This window comes from Desulfovibrio gilichinskyi, assembly GCF_900177375.1.
In the GTDB taxonomy this organism is placed as follows: Bacteria; Desulfobacterota; Desulfovibrionia; order Desulfovibrionales; family Desulfovibrionaceae; genus Maridesulfovibrio; species Maridesulfovibrio gilichinskyi.
In genome coordinates this window covers 379,977-397,160 of the sequence record NZ_FWZU01000002.1, presented here as the reverse complement: position 1 = coordinate 397,160, position 17,184 = coordinate 379,977, and the positions used below count along the sequence as shown (strand labels likewise).

Genomic DNA, 17,184 nt, shown 5'->3' with positions numbered 1-17,184 from the left:
CCCGTATTTTCCACTTATTATTTCAACTTGCACAACGGCAAAAGCCCTGTTCAAGATAACATTCTTACTTAGCCTTCGTATAACTATTAAATATTAAAACTATAATTTAAATAAAACTACAACACAGCATAATTAATTTCCAGTATTTTTTTTTAAAAGATATTAAGGAAAAAAATTTAAATGATATAAAACAAAAATTAGTTGCCGAACAAATCGGCGAGACAATCCTCCATTGCTTACAAAGTGTTTTTCTGCCACAAGTGTATTCTTCAAAACGTATTTTAAAGAGGTAATTAAAAATGAGTAACGAACCTGATAAGATCATTTATTCAATGGTCAGGGTCAGCAAATATTATGACAAGAAGCCGATCCTTAAAGACATATCTCTTTCCTATTTTTATGGAGCTAAAATCGGAGTACTCGGCCTTAACGGGTCCGGTAAAAGTTCGCTTCTTAAAATTTTAGCAGGAATCGACGAAAGCTTTGAAGGTGAAACTCATGTTTCATCCGGTTACACAATCGGTTTCCTTGAACAGGAACCACTGGTTGACGAAAACCGTACTGTCCGTGAGGTAGTCGAAGAAGGCGTTGCTAATATTGCTGCAATTGTTAACGAATTTAATGAAATCAACGCCAAGTTTGCTGAGCCGATGGAACCTGAAGAAATGGATGCACTGCTTGAAAGGCAGGCAAACGTTCAGGAACAAATGGATGCAAACGGCGCATGGGATCTTGATTCCAGATTAGAAATGGCCATGGATGCTCTGCGGTGTCCTCCCGGAGATACTCCGGTATCCGTTATTTCCGGTGGTGAAAAACGCCGCGTAGCTCTCTGCCGTTTACTACTTCAAGAACCGGACATCCTCCTTCTTGATGAACCTACAAACCATCTTGACGCTGAATCAGTTGCATGGCTTGAAAGACATCTGCAAACCTATGCAGGAACAATCATTGCCGTGACACATGACCGCTACTTCCTCGACAATGTTGCGGGATGGATTCTGGAACTGGACCGCGGCCGCGGCATTCCATGGAAAGGTAATTACTCTTCATGGCTTGAGCAGAAAGAGAAAAGACTTTCAAACGAAGCTAAAACTGACGAAAAAAGAATCAAAGCACTTTCCAGCGAACTTGAATGGATACGCATGTCTCCCAAAGGACGCCATGCTAAGAGCAAGGCCAGAGTTAAGGCCTACGAAGAACTGGCTAATCAAGAATCCAACGAACGGGCAAAAGATCTTGAACTTTACATTCCACCGGGACCGCGTCTTGGTAAAAAAGTTATCGAAGCAAAAGGAATCCGTAAACAGGCCGGAGACAAGCTGCTTCTCGATAACGTAAACTTCATGATCCCTGCCGGAGCTATTGTCGGTATTATCGGCCCTAACGGAGCCGGTAAAACTACGCTTTTCAAAATGATCTCAGGACAGGATAAGCCTGATGCAGGTGAAATATCAGTTGGTGAAACAGTACAGGTCACTCATGTAGACCAGCACCGTGACGCTCTTGATCCTGACAAAACTGTTTATGAAATTATTTCCGGCGGTAATGAATTCATCAAACTTGGTGACCGGGAAATTAACGCACGCGCATATGTAGGAAAATTCAACCTGACCGGATCTGAACAGCAGAAAAAATGTTCTGTCCTGTCCGGCGGGGAAAGAAGCCGCGTACATCTTGCGCTGATGTTGCAGGAAGGCGGAAACGTGCTTCTGCTCGATGAACCTACCAACGACCTTGATGTCAACACCATGCGCTCCCTTGAAGAAGGACTGAACAACTTCAGCGGCTGTGTACTGGTAATCAGCCATGACCGTTGGTTCCTCGACCGCATAGCTACCCATATTCTCGCTTTTGAAGGGGATTCTACGACATATTGGTTTGAAGGATCATATTCTGAATATGAAGAAGATAAGAAGAAAAGACTTGGTAAAGAAGCTGACCAGCCTCACCGCATCAAGTACCGCAAACTTACCCGTTAAGTATTTGCTCTTTGCTTAAAATAGAAAAGCCCTCATAAAATTTATGAGGGCTTTTTTTGCGGCTAAGTCTTCTAAACACAAACATTCTCAACGATACCGTTACAAAGCTCTACTGAAACCCATTTATCACCATGGCTTTCAGTCGGAACAACGCACGACCATTTCTCAATAATCTTATTTACATCAACAAAATATAATTCAAGATTCCATTCATACCGTGAAACTGATTTCATTTTTTTAAAATATTTAGATAAAGATTCCTCACAGATTTTAGGCAATGCAACACATGATCTCCACAGATAAAGACTGCCGCATAAAAGCTTAATATCTATTGAATCAATACTTATCTTTTGATCATAATCAGCTTCAAGCTTTCCATAAATTTTGTTCACATCTGCAAAAGTATATTCGATCAATTCATTATCACTTTTCTCAACTTTTACTGAATGGAACTTTTGCGGTGCGACATGACCGAAATATTGAAACTCAAATGAGGTTTGATCCATTGCCTCTTCAAAATCAATTTTAAGCAACGGGATTTTTCCCCGCACCTGAATCAAATCGATGGATTTAAAAATCAGTTCCCCCATATCTGATGGAATTGTCAACTTTGTACCAAGCTGAAATCCGCTACCTAGCAAAACTGAGAGAAGATATAGAGCAGGTTTTTCGTAACTAAGTGAGGTCAATCCGGCTGAATACATTTGCAACATCCTTATTTCAGTTTCCTAATGTTATCAGTGCATAACGCATTATCTTTTACTTAGGACTTACCCTGTTGCCAGCACAAATGAAAGAATGAATCAAACTCAATACTGAATTTCTTAAATCAACCGTGCAACCATTGATTCAGTTTCAATTGCGCTTATTCCTTTTAGAAATTACCGTAGTAAAAAATGTTATCTACACGCCATGATGGGGTACTCAATTTGCTTAACCGATTTGATGATGAAATTTATTTCAAGATTGTTCAGCTCGAAGGCTATGCCGTCCGCGGAGCTTTAATTTTAGGAACGGAAAAAGCAGTAATCTTCGATACTCTATCCAGACCGTATGACATGGTTGAGTATGAAAAAATTATCGGTAACCGGGAACTTTCCATCATCTACAGCCATGCTGATTGGGATCATATATGGGGAACTGCGGGTGTTACCAGACCTATCAAATCAATCATTGCTCATCGTTTATGTTTCAAAAGGTTTTCACATGACGTTCCCGAAACATTAAAAGAATATCAAAAAAATCAACCTGAACTATATAACTCAGTCAAACTGATTCCACCTGATGTTGTTTTTGATTATGAACTGGAAATAGATTTAGGCGGGATGACACTTCAAATTAACCGTCTTGCAGGGCATACTGAGGATTCAATTGTCTGCTTTATTCCTGAAAAAGGGATTCTTCTAGCCGGCGACAGTGTGGAAACACCTTTTCCGTGTATCAACAAAAATTCACCCATTACAAATTGGATAACTGAACTTGAAAAATGGGAAGACAATACAAAACTTAAAACAGTTATACCTGCTCATGGAGCGACCGGCGGACCTGAAATAATTACTCAGAATTTAAAATATCTGAACGATCTTATAAATGAAAAAGAAATTGAAATAACTGAATCGCTGACTTCTTTTTACAAAGAAACACACGCTGAAAATATTGCATACGTTTCAGCACAAAAAATCAGCGGAAAACTAGAATTATAATTTTAGTTACACTTGTCATAATTTGGGTTTGCAGAACCTATTTTCTTCAAACCTTCGTTAAAAATACGGGTCAATCTTTGCCCTTTTTTATTATTTCTGAAACACACATACAGCCTGTTAATCCCGAGCAATTTATTAAAAAAAGTTAGCTTAGTTCGAAACTTGGTAACATCTGAATCTGCAAGAGAAATATAATTATAAACATTAACATCGACTACAGCACCGTGAATCCGGTTTCTTATTACTTTCTTTATATTGCTGTCATCACTTGGCGCATAGTCAATATCCATTTTACCCTTTACAACCAGTTCATCAAGATCAGCAGTATTAACGTATCCGGAAACAAGACCAATTCTATATTTACTGAGATCAGCAACACTGTCCCATAGGACAGGTTTTTCCACCCTCATCAGGACCCCTATGGGGCTGCATCCTATGCTGTCAGAAAATATGAAGTCCTGAGCCCGCGCTGCTGAATAATACTCTGGAAAATACCCAAGTATATCTTGACTCTTCTGCACATTGCGGATGGCTCGCTTCCATGGGGTAAATCTGAATTCTACCTTATATCCCATAGCGTTAAAAGCAGCCTTTACCAATTTTGAAATTCTGCCCTTATCAGGTAATTTTTCTCCAGTATAAGGAGGCCATTCAAGCGTGCTTAGAACAACTTTTTTATCAGCATCAGCCAGTGCATATCCAGGAAAAATAATAAAACACAGCATAAAACAGACGCAAAACTTACTAAAAGAAGTTAAGAAAAATCTGATCTTAAATATTGGTTTTAAATCAACCCAGAGATTCATAAAATAAAATTTACTCAAACAATTTGCCAACTATGCTAATAAATTACATTTGCTAAAACCCGTCTTCATCAGACCCCGGTAGTGCTATGTGATTGTAACGATCATCGCTCTCGACCTCACCTGAATAAACTCTCTTTGTTCCATCAACATCAAAAAACTGCATTGTTTCCTGCAACTTAACAGCCTGAGCCGATAGCTCCTGAGCAGTTGACGAAAGCTGTTCTGCAAATGAAGCATTTCTCTGAATAACTTCATCAAGCTGGCGCACTGACACAGAAATCTGCTCCCCTCCCTCATGCTGCTCACGGCTGGCAGCAACGACTTCTGCAACCATCTCTTCATTGCTGCGAATATCAACGATAATTCCATCAAGCATAAGTCTTGCTTTCTCAGCAACTTCCAGACTTGAGCCGGTAAGCTCTCTAATCTCTCCGGCTGCAACACCGCTTCGTTCTGCAAGCTTCCTTACTTCTGAAGCAACTACAGCAAAACCTTTGCCATGCTCACCTGCCCTTGCGGCTTCAATAGCAGCATTAAGTGCCAATAAATTTGTCTGTCTGGCTATTTCCTCAATGATGGATGTCCGCTCTGCAATATCACGCATGGCTGCAACCGTTTGAGTAACAGCCTTACCACCTTCAACTGCATCTTTGGCTGTTTTAACAGCTACTTTACGTGTTTTCTCAGCTAGAACTGTACTTCGCTCAAGATTCCCGTTCATCTGGGTTATTGCAGCAGAAACTTCCTCGACAGAAGCGGCCTGTTCTGAACTACCGCTAGACAGATCCTGTGAAGCTGCGGCTATTTCTTCACTTCCGCCGGAAACCTGATAAGTAGCCGTTTGAACATCAGCAACAACTCTTCGCAGTGAAGATACCATGCTCCCCAAAGAACGCATCAACAATCCTATTTCATTTTGCGCAGAACTGGAGACTGATTGAGTCAAATCTCCTTTAGCCATTGAACCAGAAGCTTCTACCGCATCCTTTACCGGTCCAACCACTAATTTCCGTAAAGAATAGATAACTAATATGGAAACGAGTAAAATAATTCCTATCCCCATAAACAAGAGAACATTACGCTGCTGCAATGCTGCAGAGGCAAGATCTGATTCATACGCAGTGAGGCATACCACCCATCCTGTGGATGGATCTGTTCTAAAAGTCATTAGTTTGGAGCGACCTTTCCAATCATAGAAGCTCTCTCCATTTTTTTTGCTCAAAGCTTCACTTATAAAAGAAGCACTGCTTAAATCTGTCAAAATCAAATCCTTTGACGGATGGGCCAGCATTATGCCTGATTCATTTAAAACAGCGGCATAACCTTCCGTTCCTATAACAACAGGAGTCACAAAAGTTGATGTGAATTTTGTCCAGTCGCCAAAGACGGCGACCCCGCCAGACAAAGAACCTTCTGCAGTGTACACGCCTGAACTTACGCCAAAAAGGAGATCACCATTTGATTTTGATTTAATAATAGACTTGGTAATATACGTTTTTTGACCGTTTAATATTGATTTGACGTAATCTCTGGACCTTATATCAAAACCAGTTAAATCTTCGCCGTCTTTATCAGCGCTGGCAACGATTTTACCATTTTTATCGAATGCGACAATGCCCCATATTTCAGGGTTTGTTCTTACTTTCTCTTTGAAAAAAAACTTCGCCGAACTAGAATCACCATTAAGTAGAGCTATCACTTCTTCACGACTTGCCAAACTTTTAACAGCAGAGACAGAGTCATTTATGAACAATCCCAATGCAGAAGTCACTAATTCAGCTTGACTTGTTGCCGACCGAACTTCATTTTTCAAAACCATTTTATACGAAGAACTTTGTACGTAAAAAATCAGTACACTTATTCCTATGGCTATTAAGAATATGATCGGAACTAAAATAACTCTTAAAAGACTTTTCGAAATCCAATTGAGCATAAATCCTCCACTAGACTTACTAGTCATTCATCTTATTATTATTGAAGACTGGCACAGCTCGACCCCTAAGAAATATAACTAGTAATATCTTTATTATTCATGAGCTAATATGTCTACAAGAACAAATACAATTTTGAAAAGAGGATCATTAACTTGACTTTTATACTCAACTTGCTGATTGGCATGCGCTGTATAAAACTGTATTCAACTTACACAGATTTTTACAACAACAAGACAAAAGCTAAGGTTTCCATATATGAAAAAGGTTTTAACGCTTAAGCAATTTCAAGACATAGTTTTAGAAGTGATATCATTACAGCCTTATGTTGAAGTGACTGAATCATCATTTAAAATGGAAGACGAAGATAGAGAAATTGAAAAAGAGGCTTATGTTATCGGATTTTCACGGCACAGCAAGCCGGGGTTTGAAATTTGTTTTGACTGGATAGCTAAGGGCAACCTTGACGGCTACTTAATTGATATGTTTGATTTCACGATAGAGCCATTTTGCCGCGGTGATTTTTCGCCTGTTTTTAAGGGGCCTGTAATTCTAGATGATTATAAAGATCCGTTTGAACCGTTTGAAATTTCCGCTAAAATTCTCGAAATAGTTAAACCGGAAAAGTGGACCAAATGGATTGTGGAATACCTGCCTGAGCCTCACGTAATTCTATAGCTTATAACTTCACTTAAACTTAAAAAAGGCGTTCCGGTGTAATACCGAAACGCCTTTTTTTGATTCTAATCTTTTTACTCTAGCGTAAGAGATTAGGGAGAGTAGTGATAATTGCAGGACAAAATGTCATCAAAAGCAATGAGGCAAGCAAAGCAATAAGGTAAGGGGTTGAGGCCTTCATTACTTTTTCCAGTGGAACTTTTGTTATTGCACTGGCAACAAATAAATCCAATCCGACCGGAGGAGTAATACACCCGATTGCAAGGTTGACAACCATCAACACTCCGAAGAACAAAGGATCAATTCCAAGTTTTATTGCTACCGGCAGGAAGATAGGAGTAAGAATAACGATAGCTGCCGAAGCATTGATGAGCGTTCCGATGAACAGCAACAATACGTTCATCAATAAAAGGAACACAATCGGAGAACTTGTAAGGGAAACAATATATTCACCGATATGATGAGGTATTTCCAGATTGGTGAGCATCCACCCGAAAACTTTTGCTGCTCCGACAATAAACATAATCATTGTCGTTCCCATTACAGCCTGAAAGATAATTTTAGGGAATTGTTTCAGCGTAAGTTCTTTATAGATAAAGAATCCGACGAAGATGCCGTAAACGGCTGCAACCGCAGCAGCCTCAGTCGGTGTAAAAATACCGCCATAAATTCCTCCGATAATAATTACCGGAGTCATAAGTGCCCAGAAAGATTCTTTGAAAGACCTGAGAACATTCATAACTGAAAATGAACCTTCAGCAGGAATTCCTTCTTTTTTCGCAATAAAATAACTGACTATACACATGGTAAAACCCATGAGCAGTCCGGGAACCAAACCGCCTACAAAGAGATCACCGATTGATGTTCCGGCAATAACACCGAAAACGACCAATGTGATAGAAGGCGGAATAACAATCCCTACAGTTCCTCCGGCGGCAACAATCCCTGTTGCAAGTTCACGGCGATATCCTTTCTTTTCCATTTCATCGACCATCGTTGAACCGATTGCAGCAGTTGTTGCTGCTGATGATCCTGAAATAGCCGCAAAGAACATACCGGAAACAGCAACAACCTGAGCCAAACCTCCGGTAAAGGAGCCGACCAGCGACTGAGCAAAGTTTACCAGTCTCTTAGTTACACCACCGGCTGACATGAATGCCCCTGCAAGCATAAAAAAAGGAACAGCCATAAAGGAGAAAGAATCAATTCCGGAATACATGACCTGAGTAATCATGACCTGCGGAATATTAAGATATTGATATAAAATTACTGAAACGGAAAGTCCCAGTGCGTAAGCGACCGGAACTCCGAGGAAAGTCAATCCTAAGAAAGTGCATAATAATACTGCTTCCATGATGCGCTCCTAGTTTTTCCGTGCTGAGATTTCTTTGACAATTCGCACTGTATCTTTAAACAGGTAGAGCATCATAAGTGAGGCACTGATCGGGATAATTGAATAGACTACGCTCATTGAAATCCCAAGCCCGGGGGCCATCTGAAATGTCATTACCGAGGTCATTTTCGCTCCCTGTATAAGGAGAAGCAATGTAAAAGCATAACTGCAAAGATTAATAAGAATCTCTATAGCGACGCCTACCCCTGTACCCTTAAATTTATTAGGCAGAATCTGTACTGCCAGATGCCCGCTTTCACCCATGATCAGCGCTGACCCCAGGAAGACGACCCATACGAACAAGAATCTTGCAAGTTCTTCAGACCATTCAAATGTGTGCCCGAAGAAATAACGGGATACAACCTGAAAAAAAATCAACCCCAGCATGATGGTCATTGAGGATACTGAAATCCAGTAAAGAACTGCGCGCAATCTATCAAATAATTTATCCATCAGACCCCCTCCTTAAAAAACAGGGCCGAAAAGCACTTCCGGCCCTGAATTATGATGACTATTTTTTAAGGGCGTTAACCTTATCAATATTATCCTGCCCTACGATAGGTGCAAACTTTTCATAAACAGGCTTGGTTGCTTCCACAAAGAGTGAACGATCAACTTCAATAACTTTGATTTTCCCGGTTGCTTCGATGAGCTTCCAGTATTCTTCATCTTTTTGGGTTGAGAGGTCGCGCTGCCATGCAACGGCTTCTTTAGCTGCGTCCATGATAACCTGCTGCTGTTTTGCATCGAGCCTTCCCCAGCTGATCATAGACATTACGAGAGGCTCCGGTGCGTAGGAATGTGCTGTTTTGGAAGCGTATTTCTGAACTTCAAAAAACCGTTTGGTCCAGATGTGTGCACTTGGATTTTCCTGACCGTCAACAGTTCCCTGCTGCATTGCAGAGTAAAGTTCTCCGAATGCCATGGGTGTAGGAGATGCGCCGAGTGACTTCATCATTTCAATGTAGATTTTATTGGTCATGACTCTGATTTTGAGCCCTTGCATATCCGCAGGTGTTTTTACCTCGCGAACATTATTGGTGACGTGGCGGATACCGTTTTCCATATAACCGAGCAATTTGATGCCTTTTGATTCAAGAGGCTTACCTATTTCCATACCGACAGTATCGAGTGATTTGTAAGCATGTTCTCTGTTTTCGAAAAGGAAAGGCATATCAAAAAGAGAAATTTGCGGCTGGAATTGACCTAAAACGGCAGTACCGACCAGAGCCATATCTATGGTTCCGTAGATCAGACCTTCAATAAGGTCTTTCTGTCCGCCGAGCTGTGAGGAGGGGAATACTTTGACAATGATATCGCCGCCTGATTTTTCTTTAACCAGTTCAGCGAATTTTTCAGCACCCTGTCCGTAAGGATGAACAGGCTCAGCAATGTGACCGAGTTTAAGGACAACTTTTCCTGCAAATGCGGGAACTGACATTGTTACTACTAAAAAAGCAACAAACATGATTGTGATCAAACGTTTCATGGACCCTCCTCTGACTGAACAGATGTTAAGTTCTTTAATTAACGGAACATTTTAAAATAAAATCTGGCTATGAACCGGACTTTATAGAAAAAACAATTAAAAAACTTATTGAGGGTTTAATGACTTTTTAATTTTTTACGGTGATTTTGTTCATAATGTTCACGTAAGAATTAATTGCGGAAATACCTGCGCTCAGGTCGCCCGACTGTTCCATAAACTAAGTCAGGATAAATAAAACCGATTGAGACAAGGTATTCAAGATAACGACGGGTAGTCGACCTGCTTGCTCCGATAAGCTCTCCGACATTTTCGGCACTTAAACCGCTCACGGTATCAGGGTCTTTAAAAACGTTCTTTACCTTCTTCAAAGTGAGAGGATCTATACCTTTCGGCAGATCTACAGACAGAGGCGGCGTAGAAGCTGCCGCGGAGGGATGCCGCATATTATCGACATCTTTCTGCTCCAATGTTTCTGAATTATGCAAACGGCTGTAATACTCGCGAAACTTTGTAAGACAGGCTTTAAATCTTTCCAGAATAACCGGCTTTATAATATAATCGAAAACTCCACCACGAAGAGCTTCTTTAAGCGGCCCCATTTCGCGCGCGGCAGTAATTAGTATAACATCAGTTTCAAGCCCTTTTGTGCGAATTTCGCGCAGCATATCAAGGCTTGTACCTTCCGGAAAATAGAGGTCCAGCAAGATCAGGTCAGGCTCGAATAATTCGATCATTTCTTTCGCATCATCAAGACCCTGCGCAATGGCAACAACTTCAAAACCTTCTACTTTTTCAGTAAACCTACGATGAAGATCCGCTATTTTGGCATCATCTTCTACAACCATGACTTTGATCGGATTCATATTCCACTACGCTTTATTTTAGGAATGATTACAGAAAACAAAGTTCCTTCCGCCCCGTCAGATGAAACCGAGACAAAACCTCCAAGCTCATCAAGTCTCTGCTTAACCAGATAAAGACCCAATCCGCGCCGCCCTGTCCCTTTAGAAGAAACACCTTTCTCAAAAACATGATCGATCCTGTCAGGAGGTATGCCGGGGCCTGAATCTTCAACTTCAAATACAATATCATTTCCGAGATCTGTAAAAGAAAGTTGCACTTTGCAATCTTTTTTCCCGCACCCGACCACGGCCTCAAAAGCATTATCCAGTAAGTTGCCTACAATAGTAACAATTTTTTCCTGTTTAATCCAATCCGGAACATCTACCATAGTTCCTTCGCGATCAACATCAAACGGTACTTTCAGTTCTTTAGCTCTATTGAATTTTCCCAGCACAATTGCCGCAATTACTGGATGCGGAACAGCTTTATTAAGAAACATAATCAGGTCTTCATACCCGGACGATTCGCATTTAACGAGATCAAGAGCTTCCTGATACGCTTCTATCTGGATAAGTCCGGCGATAGTGTGCAGTTTGTTAGAGTATTCGTGGGTCTGACCACGCAAAAGCTCAGAATATGCCTGAATACTCGATAATTCATGCGAGACTCTATCAAGCTCATCTTTACGCCGGAAACTGGCAACCAACCCTTTTACCTCGCCGCCCTGCAATACCGGAACTATGTTAAAAATCAGTTCCTGACCGTTAACAATCCGCTCCTGATCATATTCACTTTCCCCTGTCGTAAGGGCATGATCAAGACCTGCACAGGGAATCACATCCCCCATCATTTTGCCGACAAGTTCAGCTGAATTAAAGCAGGTGTAGTTGAGTGCGGCTTTATTTGCCAGCCTGATTTCACCCTTATCATCAGTTGCGATTACACCCTCGCGGATAGTTTCCAATACAGCTCCGCGTTCCAGATAAAGGTTAGTAATTTCGGCAGGCTCAAGGTTTAGCGTAACCCTTTTCAAATGGCGGGCAATATATGCAGTACTGAAAAGGCCGATCAAAGTAAGCCCGAAAATGAACCACAAGGGTCTATTCAGATGATCGGTAATGTTTTTCTGTACATTTTCTGTCAGATATCCAACTGAGACAAAACCCAATATTTTAGAATTATCCCCTAAAACAGGAACAAAACTGCGCATAGAAGGTCCGAGAGTTCCGACCGCCTCCGAAACATATGACTTTCCTTCCTTTAAGACAGGCCCAGTATCACCACCTACAAAATACTTCCCCACCAGTTCCTGAACAGGATGAGAGTAACGTTTACCTGTAGCGTCACCGACAACAACATATGTCGCCCCTATTTTTTTCCGGATATTTTCAGCCATCACTTGAATATTTCCGCCCGGATCTTCCGCCAGCAAAGCTTCGCGAATCATGGGAACTTCGGCTATTGTTTGCGAAGTCTGCATTGCACGAAGCCCGATCTGCTCCTTAAGAGTATTCGATGTAAGATCTGAAACCAGAAACCAGGTAATACCGATCTGGACCAGGACCATACCGGTTACCATATAAACAAGATAAGCCTGAATCGTTTTCGGTTTTATATAATCTAGAAATTTTAATTTAGGCATAAAGAACTCCGCTTGATAATGAACAGGACTCTGAGAGTGAATAATTTCAGCAACATAAGTTATTACACTTATATGAATATTGCAATTTACTTCCTGCCTGCAACTTTAATAAACAATTCAATAAAGTGATTACACTGCAATGCGAATATTAATTCTATATATTTTGATTTAAAAAACTGTAAAAATGAATTCACATAAAGTACTTTACAGCTACTTTTATCATTACATTTACAAATTTAATGCAAAATGATATCAAACAAAGATGATAATTTTAAAACATAGTATAGAAAAAAAAAGCATCGCCGCTTATTTTTTAATATTTTTATCTGTGCTGTTTTTTTACAGCACAGCTTTTGCTTCCAGCTCAAACTCTACGACAGAGTTCCCTATAGTTGATCCATACAAGGCTACCATCTTTGGAACTCCTCCAGATCTTATGCAGACTTTTTCTGAACCTGCCGAAACTAAAAAATGCCAAATAGAAATAGAAGACCGTAGAATCCCGGGGATTTTTTGGTATAGTAAAGAATTTAATTACACTACAGCTATGCAGAAAGAAAAAGCTCCGCTTCTATTTATAATAGCCGGAACCGGATCAGAGCATAACTCCACGAAAATGAAATTTTTAGTTCAGCTTTTTTACGCGGCCGGATTTCATGTTGTTGCGCTTTCATCTCCAACTCATATGAATTTTGTAGTCAGCGCATCAAGATACGCTGCGCCGGGTTATGTTCCAAACGATGTTGAAGATTTATACCGCGTTATGAAATGGATCAAAACCGAACTTGAAGATGAATACGAAATAAACGGTTACGAAATCACAGGTTACAGTCTAGGAGCTATGCACTCAGCTTTTATTGCTCACCTTGATGAAACTCGTAAAGATTTCTCTTTCAAAAAAGTACTTATGATCAATCCGCCTGTAAATCTTTATAACTCTGCGCTGCGTTTTGATTCATGGCTGACCCCTGAAAATCTCGGCGGCAAAGAACCGCGCCAGGTTATTGATGAATTGATTCATTCTTTTTCAGAAATGTATCTGAATACAGATGTAACAGACTTTGATGATAACTTTCTTTATGCGTTATCTAATCATAACAACTTTTCAAAAATGGATCTCAAAGCCGTTATTGCCGCATCCTTCAGACTTAGTTCTGCAAATATGATTTTCACCTCTGATGTGTGCATCAATGCCGGGTATATTGTCCCTGTAAGCAAAACCCTGTCCACCGGAGACGACCTGCTGCCTTACACAAAAATCGCCGCGGCAATCACTTTTGAAAGATACGTAGATGAATATTTGCTGCCGTATCAGCAATTTATTACGCCCGGCATAACAAAAGAAGAACTCATCCGTCGCTGCAGTCTGGAGAGCATTGAAGAGTATCTTAAAACTTCAAATAAAATTTTTGTACTGGGAAATCTGGACGATGTTATTCTGGATAAAAGTGAAGTCGGTTTTCTGCAAAAAACATTCGGCAGCAGAGCTGTATTTTTCGCTCACGGCGGGCATTGCGGGAACATCATGTTCAAGCCTTTTGCGGCTAAGGCGCAGGAGATGTTGAAATTATGACTACCCGCATAAAATTGCTATTATTGACCGTGGTTCTCGCGCTTCTCCCTGCCTGCGCGACTATTCAAAAAGACGATCCTATGATGACACTGCCGCCGACACGCTTTATGACACCAGTGTCACACTCTCCTACATCTGCAAACATAGCGCGCGAAGAGGCCGATCTGGGTTTCCTTGATGTTTACGATCCATGGGGGCCGATGAACCGCAATATATACGCGTTCAATGCCATATTTGACAGAATCATTTTCCTTCCTGCCACAGATTTATATACCACGGTTTTGCCTACCCCTGTTCGCAAGGGAGTCAGCAACACCATTAATAATATGAATGAACTTAATGCTATTCTGAACAGTTCCCTGCAAGGGCGAGGCGAAAAAGCTTTAAGGTCCTGCTACAGAGTGATTATAAATTCAACATTCGGTATTTTAGGAATATTTGATGTGGCTACCGGCTGGGGAATTGAAAGAGTTGTGACAAGTACAGCTGACACACTTGGAGTATGGGGAATCGGCGACGGACCGTATGTAGTTCTGCCGTTGTTCGGACCTTCCAATGTGCGTGACTCCGTAGGGCTTGCTGCAGACTCTGCTCTACTCTGGGTGGAAACGGTGCAACTCTACAATCTGCTCCAAATAAAAGACGGAAGAACTCTTATCGGGGCTGTTGATACTACCATACGCGGACTGAACTTACGAGCCAACACTCCTTTCAAGTACTATCAGACAGGTTCACCATTCGAATATGACCTTATACGCTTCCTCTATTCCACCAAGCGTAAGCTGGATATTGAAAAGGACTGAAGGTTTTAATATCTCCTTATAAGTCCTGCTGAATTTATTTATATGTTCAAGCGTAATCGCGTAAGATTATTTTAATCTGACAAATTACTTTTTACACATCATTTCAGTTTCTATGGTGATACTTGATCCGGGCATTTCAGCTTCAAAAGCTTTTCGTACCGGCTGAAGACGAGCCTCGATCTGCTCAAGGGTCTGTGTTGAGAAAAAGCACAATTTTAAAAGTATAAATAAATCCTTACCTGCTCTGCGGGCTTTGTATCCGGAAAAGCCGTCATACTGATCAAAATTTTCAGCTAGTATTCTGAGTATTTGATAATGATCAGGCTCCGGAATAGTGCGGTCAAGAATTTCAGGAAGACTTTCTTTGATCAGGCCGTAGGCGATGATTACCATATACACTGTCAGAAATAATGATCCGCACAAATCAACCATTCTAGCCATCTTAGGATCAGGAATCCACAGTGTGAGCATCAAAACACCTAAAACAACAAATGAGGCAACTGTTTTGGCAATACGCGCAGAAATTTGAGATGAAATGATGACCGAACTTTCAGTCTGATTGGAGCGGATGAACATGATAGAAAAATAGTAATTAACCAGAAGGTTAAGATCTGCTCCGACAATTGTAAGCATCAGATTATTTGTGGATATAGGAGCACTTTCAGTCATTGAGATTACTTTTGAAAAAATATACATACTGCTCAGTAGCAACCCGAAAGCAACTACTAAATTAGTAATCCGTTCTATCTTACCTATTCCGAATTCAAATTCACTGAATTTACCTCTGTGGGCCCGCCTCAGCACTACATAAGAAATATATTCTATTGAGAGCAGCAATGCGAACCGTACAATCTCCGATAATGCTGTCATTGATCCGGAGAGAGTTCCGACAATCGTTAAAAAAGTCAGAATTGTCGTATCCAGAATAATTGCCCAGAATACAGCACTTTCTTTATCCAGCTGTTGCTGAGACAGTGTGTAGACTTTGCGGCTCATCGCAGAAATACTCCGAAATACTGTTCCAGAAGTCCTATTCCCTCAAACTCAGCATAAGCGGTACGCCCGACACCGCAAAATTTCTCAACATCATTATAAAGCTCTTTATCTTCAATCTGAACAAGAACACGACCGTCACGGACAGCCCTCTGCTTGATGCTTGCAGCCAGCAAACTGGAATGCCAAATCCCAGCTGAACCCATTATCCTGCTGACCTTTCCTTCAATAAAATTTGTTTTACCGAACAAACGTATTTTAACAGGATGCCCCGGTTTAAGAAGCTCCAAAACAGCATCATCAACCGAAACTTCAACCATAAGTCTGCTGCGATCAATATAAGACAAAATCCGGTCTCCTTTGGAGACCTCCATACCATTTTGCACATCCACTTCCCATATAACGGATGTGTCAGGTATCATAACAGAGGCTCTGGCAGATCGATTGTTTATATTCTGCTTAGAATCTTTAGAAGGAACTGAATTATCGATAATGCCGGTCTCGGTTTCACTCATCCGCCTTTTGCATGCAAGAATAGACTGTTGCAATATATTAATTCTACTCTGAACCTGAAGTACTCCATCAGACAAATCTTGTGGAATCATCCCCTTATCAAGCATCTGCCGACGCTCCTTAAGTTGTATTATTTCCAGTTGAGTAGTTTTTACCTTTGCTTCATCTTTTCGATATTCAGATTCAACCCTGTCTGCATCTTCCTTAGTTGCAACAGATGATTTGACAAGTTTCAGTGTCCTGTCACGACGATGTTCAGATTCTTCCTGCGCGGCTTTTTCTCCAATCAAACGGGCCCGTAATATGCCAAGGCTCTGATCAAGATCCCTTGAGATTCTATCCAAATATTCTACGCGAATCTCTATGCTTTGTTTAAGGCTTTGCTCAAGAGAAGTAAGTTCTTGCTCCAAAGCTTCATGTTGCCCTGTCATTCGCCTGTTGCCCAGCAGCAGAACAGGCTTAACTCCCGGAACAGACCCCGGTCTGACCGATAAATTTTCAACGACTCCGTCAATGGGAGCATGAACTTCATACCGAAATGCAGTGACGATTCCATTGCGAACGACAAACCGTTGCATATAATTAGCAATAGAAGGCAATGGAAGTAGAGCGATAACGATCACAACCATCCATGTAACCTTTTTACTAAGTAAATTGATCTTCATTCCTTTGTACTCCGGATTATGACTTAATCGGCCCATACTTACTGTTAAGAACAGTGAATTATATAATTGAAAAAAATGTACATATATTAAAGCGTTAATGCACCAACTTTTTAATCACCCTTTTCTAAATAAATCACGATGAGTTATAAGAAATTCTGTGAAATATAAGG

General features: G+C 40.8%; 15 protein-coding genes. 5 read left to right on the top strand and 10 right to left on the bottom strand.

Features of this window, described 5'->3' with window-relative positions; all coding sequences use genetic code 11:
• Positions 1–299: 299 nt before the first annotated feature.
• Complete coding sequence (ettA, locus tag B9N78_RS06705) at positions 300–1,982, top strand: energy-dependent translational throttle protein EttA (protein ID WP_085100242.1); 1,683 nt, start codon at positions 300–302, stop codon at positions 1,980–1,982.
• A 71-nt stretch (positions 1,983–2,053) separates the two neighbouring features.
• Here ettA and B9N78_RS06700 read toward each other — a convergent pair whose 3' ends face one another.
• Positions 2,054–2,686: a hypothetical protein gene (locus tag B9N78_RS06700; RefSeq protein WP_085100239.1), complete on the bottom strand. Its 633-nt coding sequence runs from the start codon at positions 2,684–2,686 to the stop codon at positions 2,054–2,056.
• Positions 2,687–2,878: 192 nt separating this feature from the next.
• Between B9N78_RS06700 and B9N78_RS06695 the strand changes: the two genes are divergently transcribed.
• Complete coding sequence (locus B9N78_RS06695) at positions 2,879–3,685, top strand: MBL fold metallo-hydrolase (protein WP_085100236.1); 807 nt, start codon at positions 2,879–2,881, stop codon at positions 3,683–3,685.
• 2 nt (positions 3,686–3,687) lie between these two features.
• Here the strand turns inward: B9N78_RS06695 and B9N78_RS06690 are convergent, their stop codons facing one another.
• Positions 3,688–4,410 (bottom strand): substrate-binding periplasmic protein, encoded by a 723-nt coding sequence (locus B9N78_RS06690; protein ID WP_170921386.1) that lies wholly within the window; start codon positions 4,408–4,410, stop codon positions 3,688–3,690.
• 133 nt (positions 4,411–4,543) lie between these two features.
• Positions 4,544–6,424, bottom strand: coding sequence for a methyl-accepting chemotaxis protein (locus B9N78_RS06685; protein WP_085100231.1), 1,881 nt, complete (start codon positions 6,422–6,424; stop codon positions 4,544–4,546).
• Positions 6,425–6,680: 256 nt separating this feature from the next.
• Here B9N78_RS06685 and B9N78_RS06680 point away from each other — a divergent pair, with 256 nt between their 5' ends.
• On the top strand, positions 6,681–7,100 hold the full coding sequence (locus B9N78_RS06680; RefSeq protein ID WP_085100228.1) for a hypothetical protein: 420 nt from the start codon (positions 6,681–6,683) through the stop codon (positions 7,098–7,100).
• A 79-nt stretch (positions 7,101–7,179) separates the two neighbouring features.
• On the opposite strand, the gene B9N78_RS06675 is transcribed toward B9N78_RS06680, so the two are convergent.
• The 5 genes from B9N78_RS06675 to B9N78_RS06655 all read right to left on the bottom strand — a co-directional run bounded on the left by B9N78_RS06675 (position 7,180) and on the right by B9N78_RS06655 (position 12,467).
• Positions 7,180–8,454 carry a TRAP transporter large permease gene (locus tag B9N78_RS06675; protein ID WP_085100225.1) on the bottom strand — a complete coding sequence of 425 codons (1,275 nt, stop codon included), beginning with the start codon at positions 8,452–8,454 and terminating at the stop codon, positions 7,180–7,182.
• A 9-nt stretch (positions 8,455–8,463) separates the two neighbouring features.
• Positions 8,464–8,946, bottom strand: coding sequence for a TRAP transporter small permease (locus B9N78_RS06670; protein ID WP_085100222.1), 483 nt, complete (start codon positions 8,944–8,946; stop codon positions 8,464–8,466).
• A 58-nt stretch (positions 8,947–9,004) separates the two neighbouring features.
• On the bottom strand, positions 9,005–9,982 hold the full coding sequence (locus tag B9N78_RS06665) for a TRAP transporter substrate-binding protein (RefSeq protein ID WP_085100219.1): 978 nt from the start codon (positions 9,980–9,982) through the stop codon (positions 9,005–9,007).
• 170 nt (positions 9,983–10,152) lie between these two features.
• Positions 10,153–10,845, bottom strand: coding sequence for a response regulator (locus B9N78_RS06660; RefSeq protein WP_085100216.1), 693 nt, complete (start codon positions 10,843–10,845; stop codon positions 10,153–10,155).
• Positions 10,842–12,467, bottom strand: coding sequence for an ATP-binding protein (locus tag B9N78_RS06655; RefSeq protein WP_085100213.1), 1,626 nt, complete (start codon positions 12,465–12,467; stop codon positions 10,842–10,844). Before B9N78_RS06655 ends, B9N78_RS06660 begins: the two co-directional genes overlap by 4 nt.
• Before the next feature lie 262 nt (positions 12,468–12,729).
• On the opposite strand from B9N78_RS06655, the gene B9N78_RS06650 reads away from it, so the two are divergent.
• Together B9N78_RS06650 and B9N78_RS06645 are read left to right on the top strand one after the other, a co-directional pair.
• Positions 12,730–14,040, top strand: coding sequence for an alpha/beta hydrolase family protein (locus tag B9N78_RS06650; protein ID WP_137982500.1), 1,311 nt, complete (start codon positions 12,730–12,732; stop codon positions 14,038–14,040).
• A complete protein-coding gene (locus B9N78_RS06645) occupies positions 14,037–14,843 on the top strand; it encodes an MlaA family lipoprotein (protein WP_085100210.1) in 807 nt (268 codons plus the stop codon). Before B9N78_RS06650 ends, B9N78_RS06645 begins: the two co-directional genes overlap by 4 nt.
• A gap of 84 nt (positions 14,844–14,927) precedes the next feature.
• Here the strand turns inward: B9N78_RS06645 and B9N78_RS06640 are convergent, their stop codons facing one another.
• Both B9N78_RS06640 and B9N78_RS06635 read right to left on the bottom strand, forming a co-directional pair.
• Positions 14,928–15,839: a cation diffusion facilitator family transporter gene (locus B9N78_RS06640; RefSeq protein ID WP_085100207.1), complete on the bottom strand. Its 912-nt coding sequence runs from the start codon at positions 15,837–15,839 to the stop codon at positions 14,928–14,930.
• Positions 15,836–17,014, bottom strand: a complete 1,179-nt coding sequence (locus B9N78_RS06635) for an HlyD family secretion protein (RefSeq protein WP_170921385.1) — start codon at positions 17,012–17,014, stop codon at positions 15,836–15,838. The genes B9N78_RS06640 and B9N78_RS06635 overlap by 4 nt, the downstream gene beginning before the upstream one ends.
• Positions 17,015–17,184: the final 170 nt, after the last annotated feature.

Excerpts from the sequence above, each read along its gene's own strand:
- ettA (WP_085100242.1), top strand. The coding sequence starts at position 300 with ATGAGTAACGAACCTGATAAGATCATTTATTCAATGGTCAGGGTCAGC.
- B9N78_RS06700 (WP_085100239.1), bottom strand. The coding sequence starts at position 2,686 with ATGTATTCAGCCGGATTGACCTCACTTAGTTACGAAAAACCTGCTCTA.
- B9N78_RS06695 (WP_085100236.1), top strand. The coding sequence starts at position 2,879 with ATGTTATCTACACGCCATGATGGGGTACTCAATTTGCTTAACCGATTT.
- B9N78_RS06690 (WP_170921386.1), bottom strand. The coding sequence starts at position 4,410 with ATGCTGTGTTTTATTATTTTTCCTGGATATGCACTGGCTGATGCTGAT.
- B9N78_RS06685 (WP_085100231.1), bottom strand. The coding sequence starts at position 6,424 with ATGCTCAATTGGATTTCGAAAAGTCTTTTAAGAGTTATTTTAGTTCCG.
- B9N78_RS06680 (WP_085100228.1), top strand. The coding sequence starts at position 6,681 with ATGAAAAAGGTTTTAACGCTTAAGCAATTTCAAGACATAGTTTTAGAA.
- B9N78_RS06675 (WP_085100225.1), bottom strand. The coding sequence starts at position 8,454 with ATGGAAGCAGTATTATTATGCACTTTCTTAGGATTGACTTTCCTCGGA.
- B9N78_RS06670 (WP_085100222.1), bottom strand. The coding sequence starts at position 8,946 with ATGGATAAATTATTTGATAGATTGCGCGCAGTTCTTTACTGGATTTCA.
- B9N78_RS06665 (WP_085100219.1), bottom strand. The coding sequence starts at position 9,982 with ATGAAACGTTTGATCACAATCATGTTTGTTGCTTTTTTAGTAGTAACA.
- B9N78_RS06660 (WP_085100216.1), bottom strand. The coding sequence starts at position 10,845 with ATGAATCCGATCAAAGTCATGGTTGTAGAAGATGATGCCAAAATAGCG.
- B9N78_RS06655 (WP_085100213.1), bottom strand. The coding sequence starts at position 12,467 with ATGCCTAAATTAAAATTTCTAGATTATATAAAACCGAAAACGATTCAG.
- B9N78_RS06650 (WP_137982500.1), top strand. The coding sequence starts at position 12,730 with ATGATAATTTTAAAACATAGTATAGAAAAAAAAAGCATCGCCGCTTAT.
- B9N78_RS06645 (WP_085100210.1), top strand. The coding sequence starts at position 14,037 with ATGACTACCCGCATAAAATTGCTATTATTGACCGTGGTTCTCGCGCTT.
- B9N78_RS06640 (WP_085100207.1), bottom strand. The coding sequence starts at position 15,839 with ATGAGCCGCAAAGTCTACACACTGTCTCAGCAACAGCTGGATAAAGAA.
- B9N78_RS06635 (WP_170921385.1), bottom strand. The coding sequence starts at position 17,014 with ATGAAGATCAATTTACTTAGTAAAAAGGTTACATGGATGGTTGTGATC.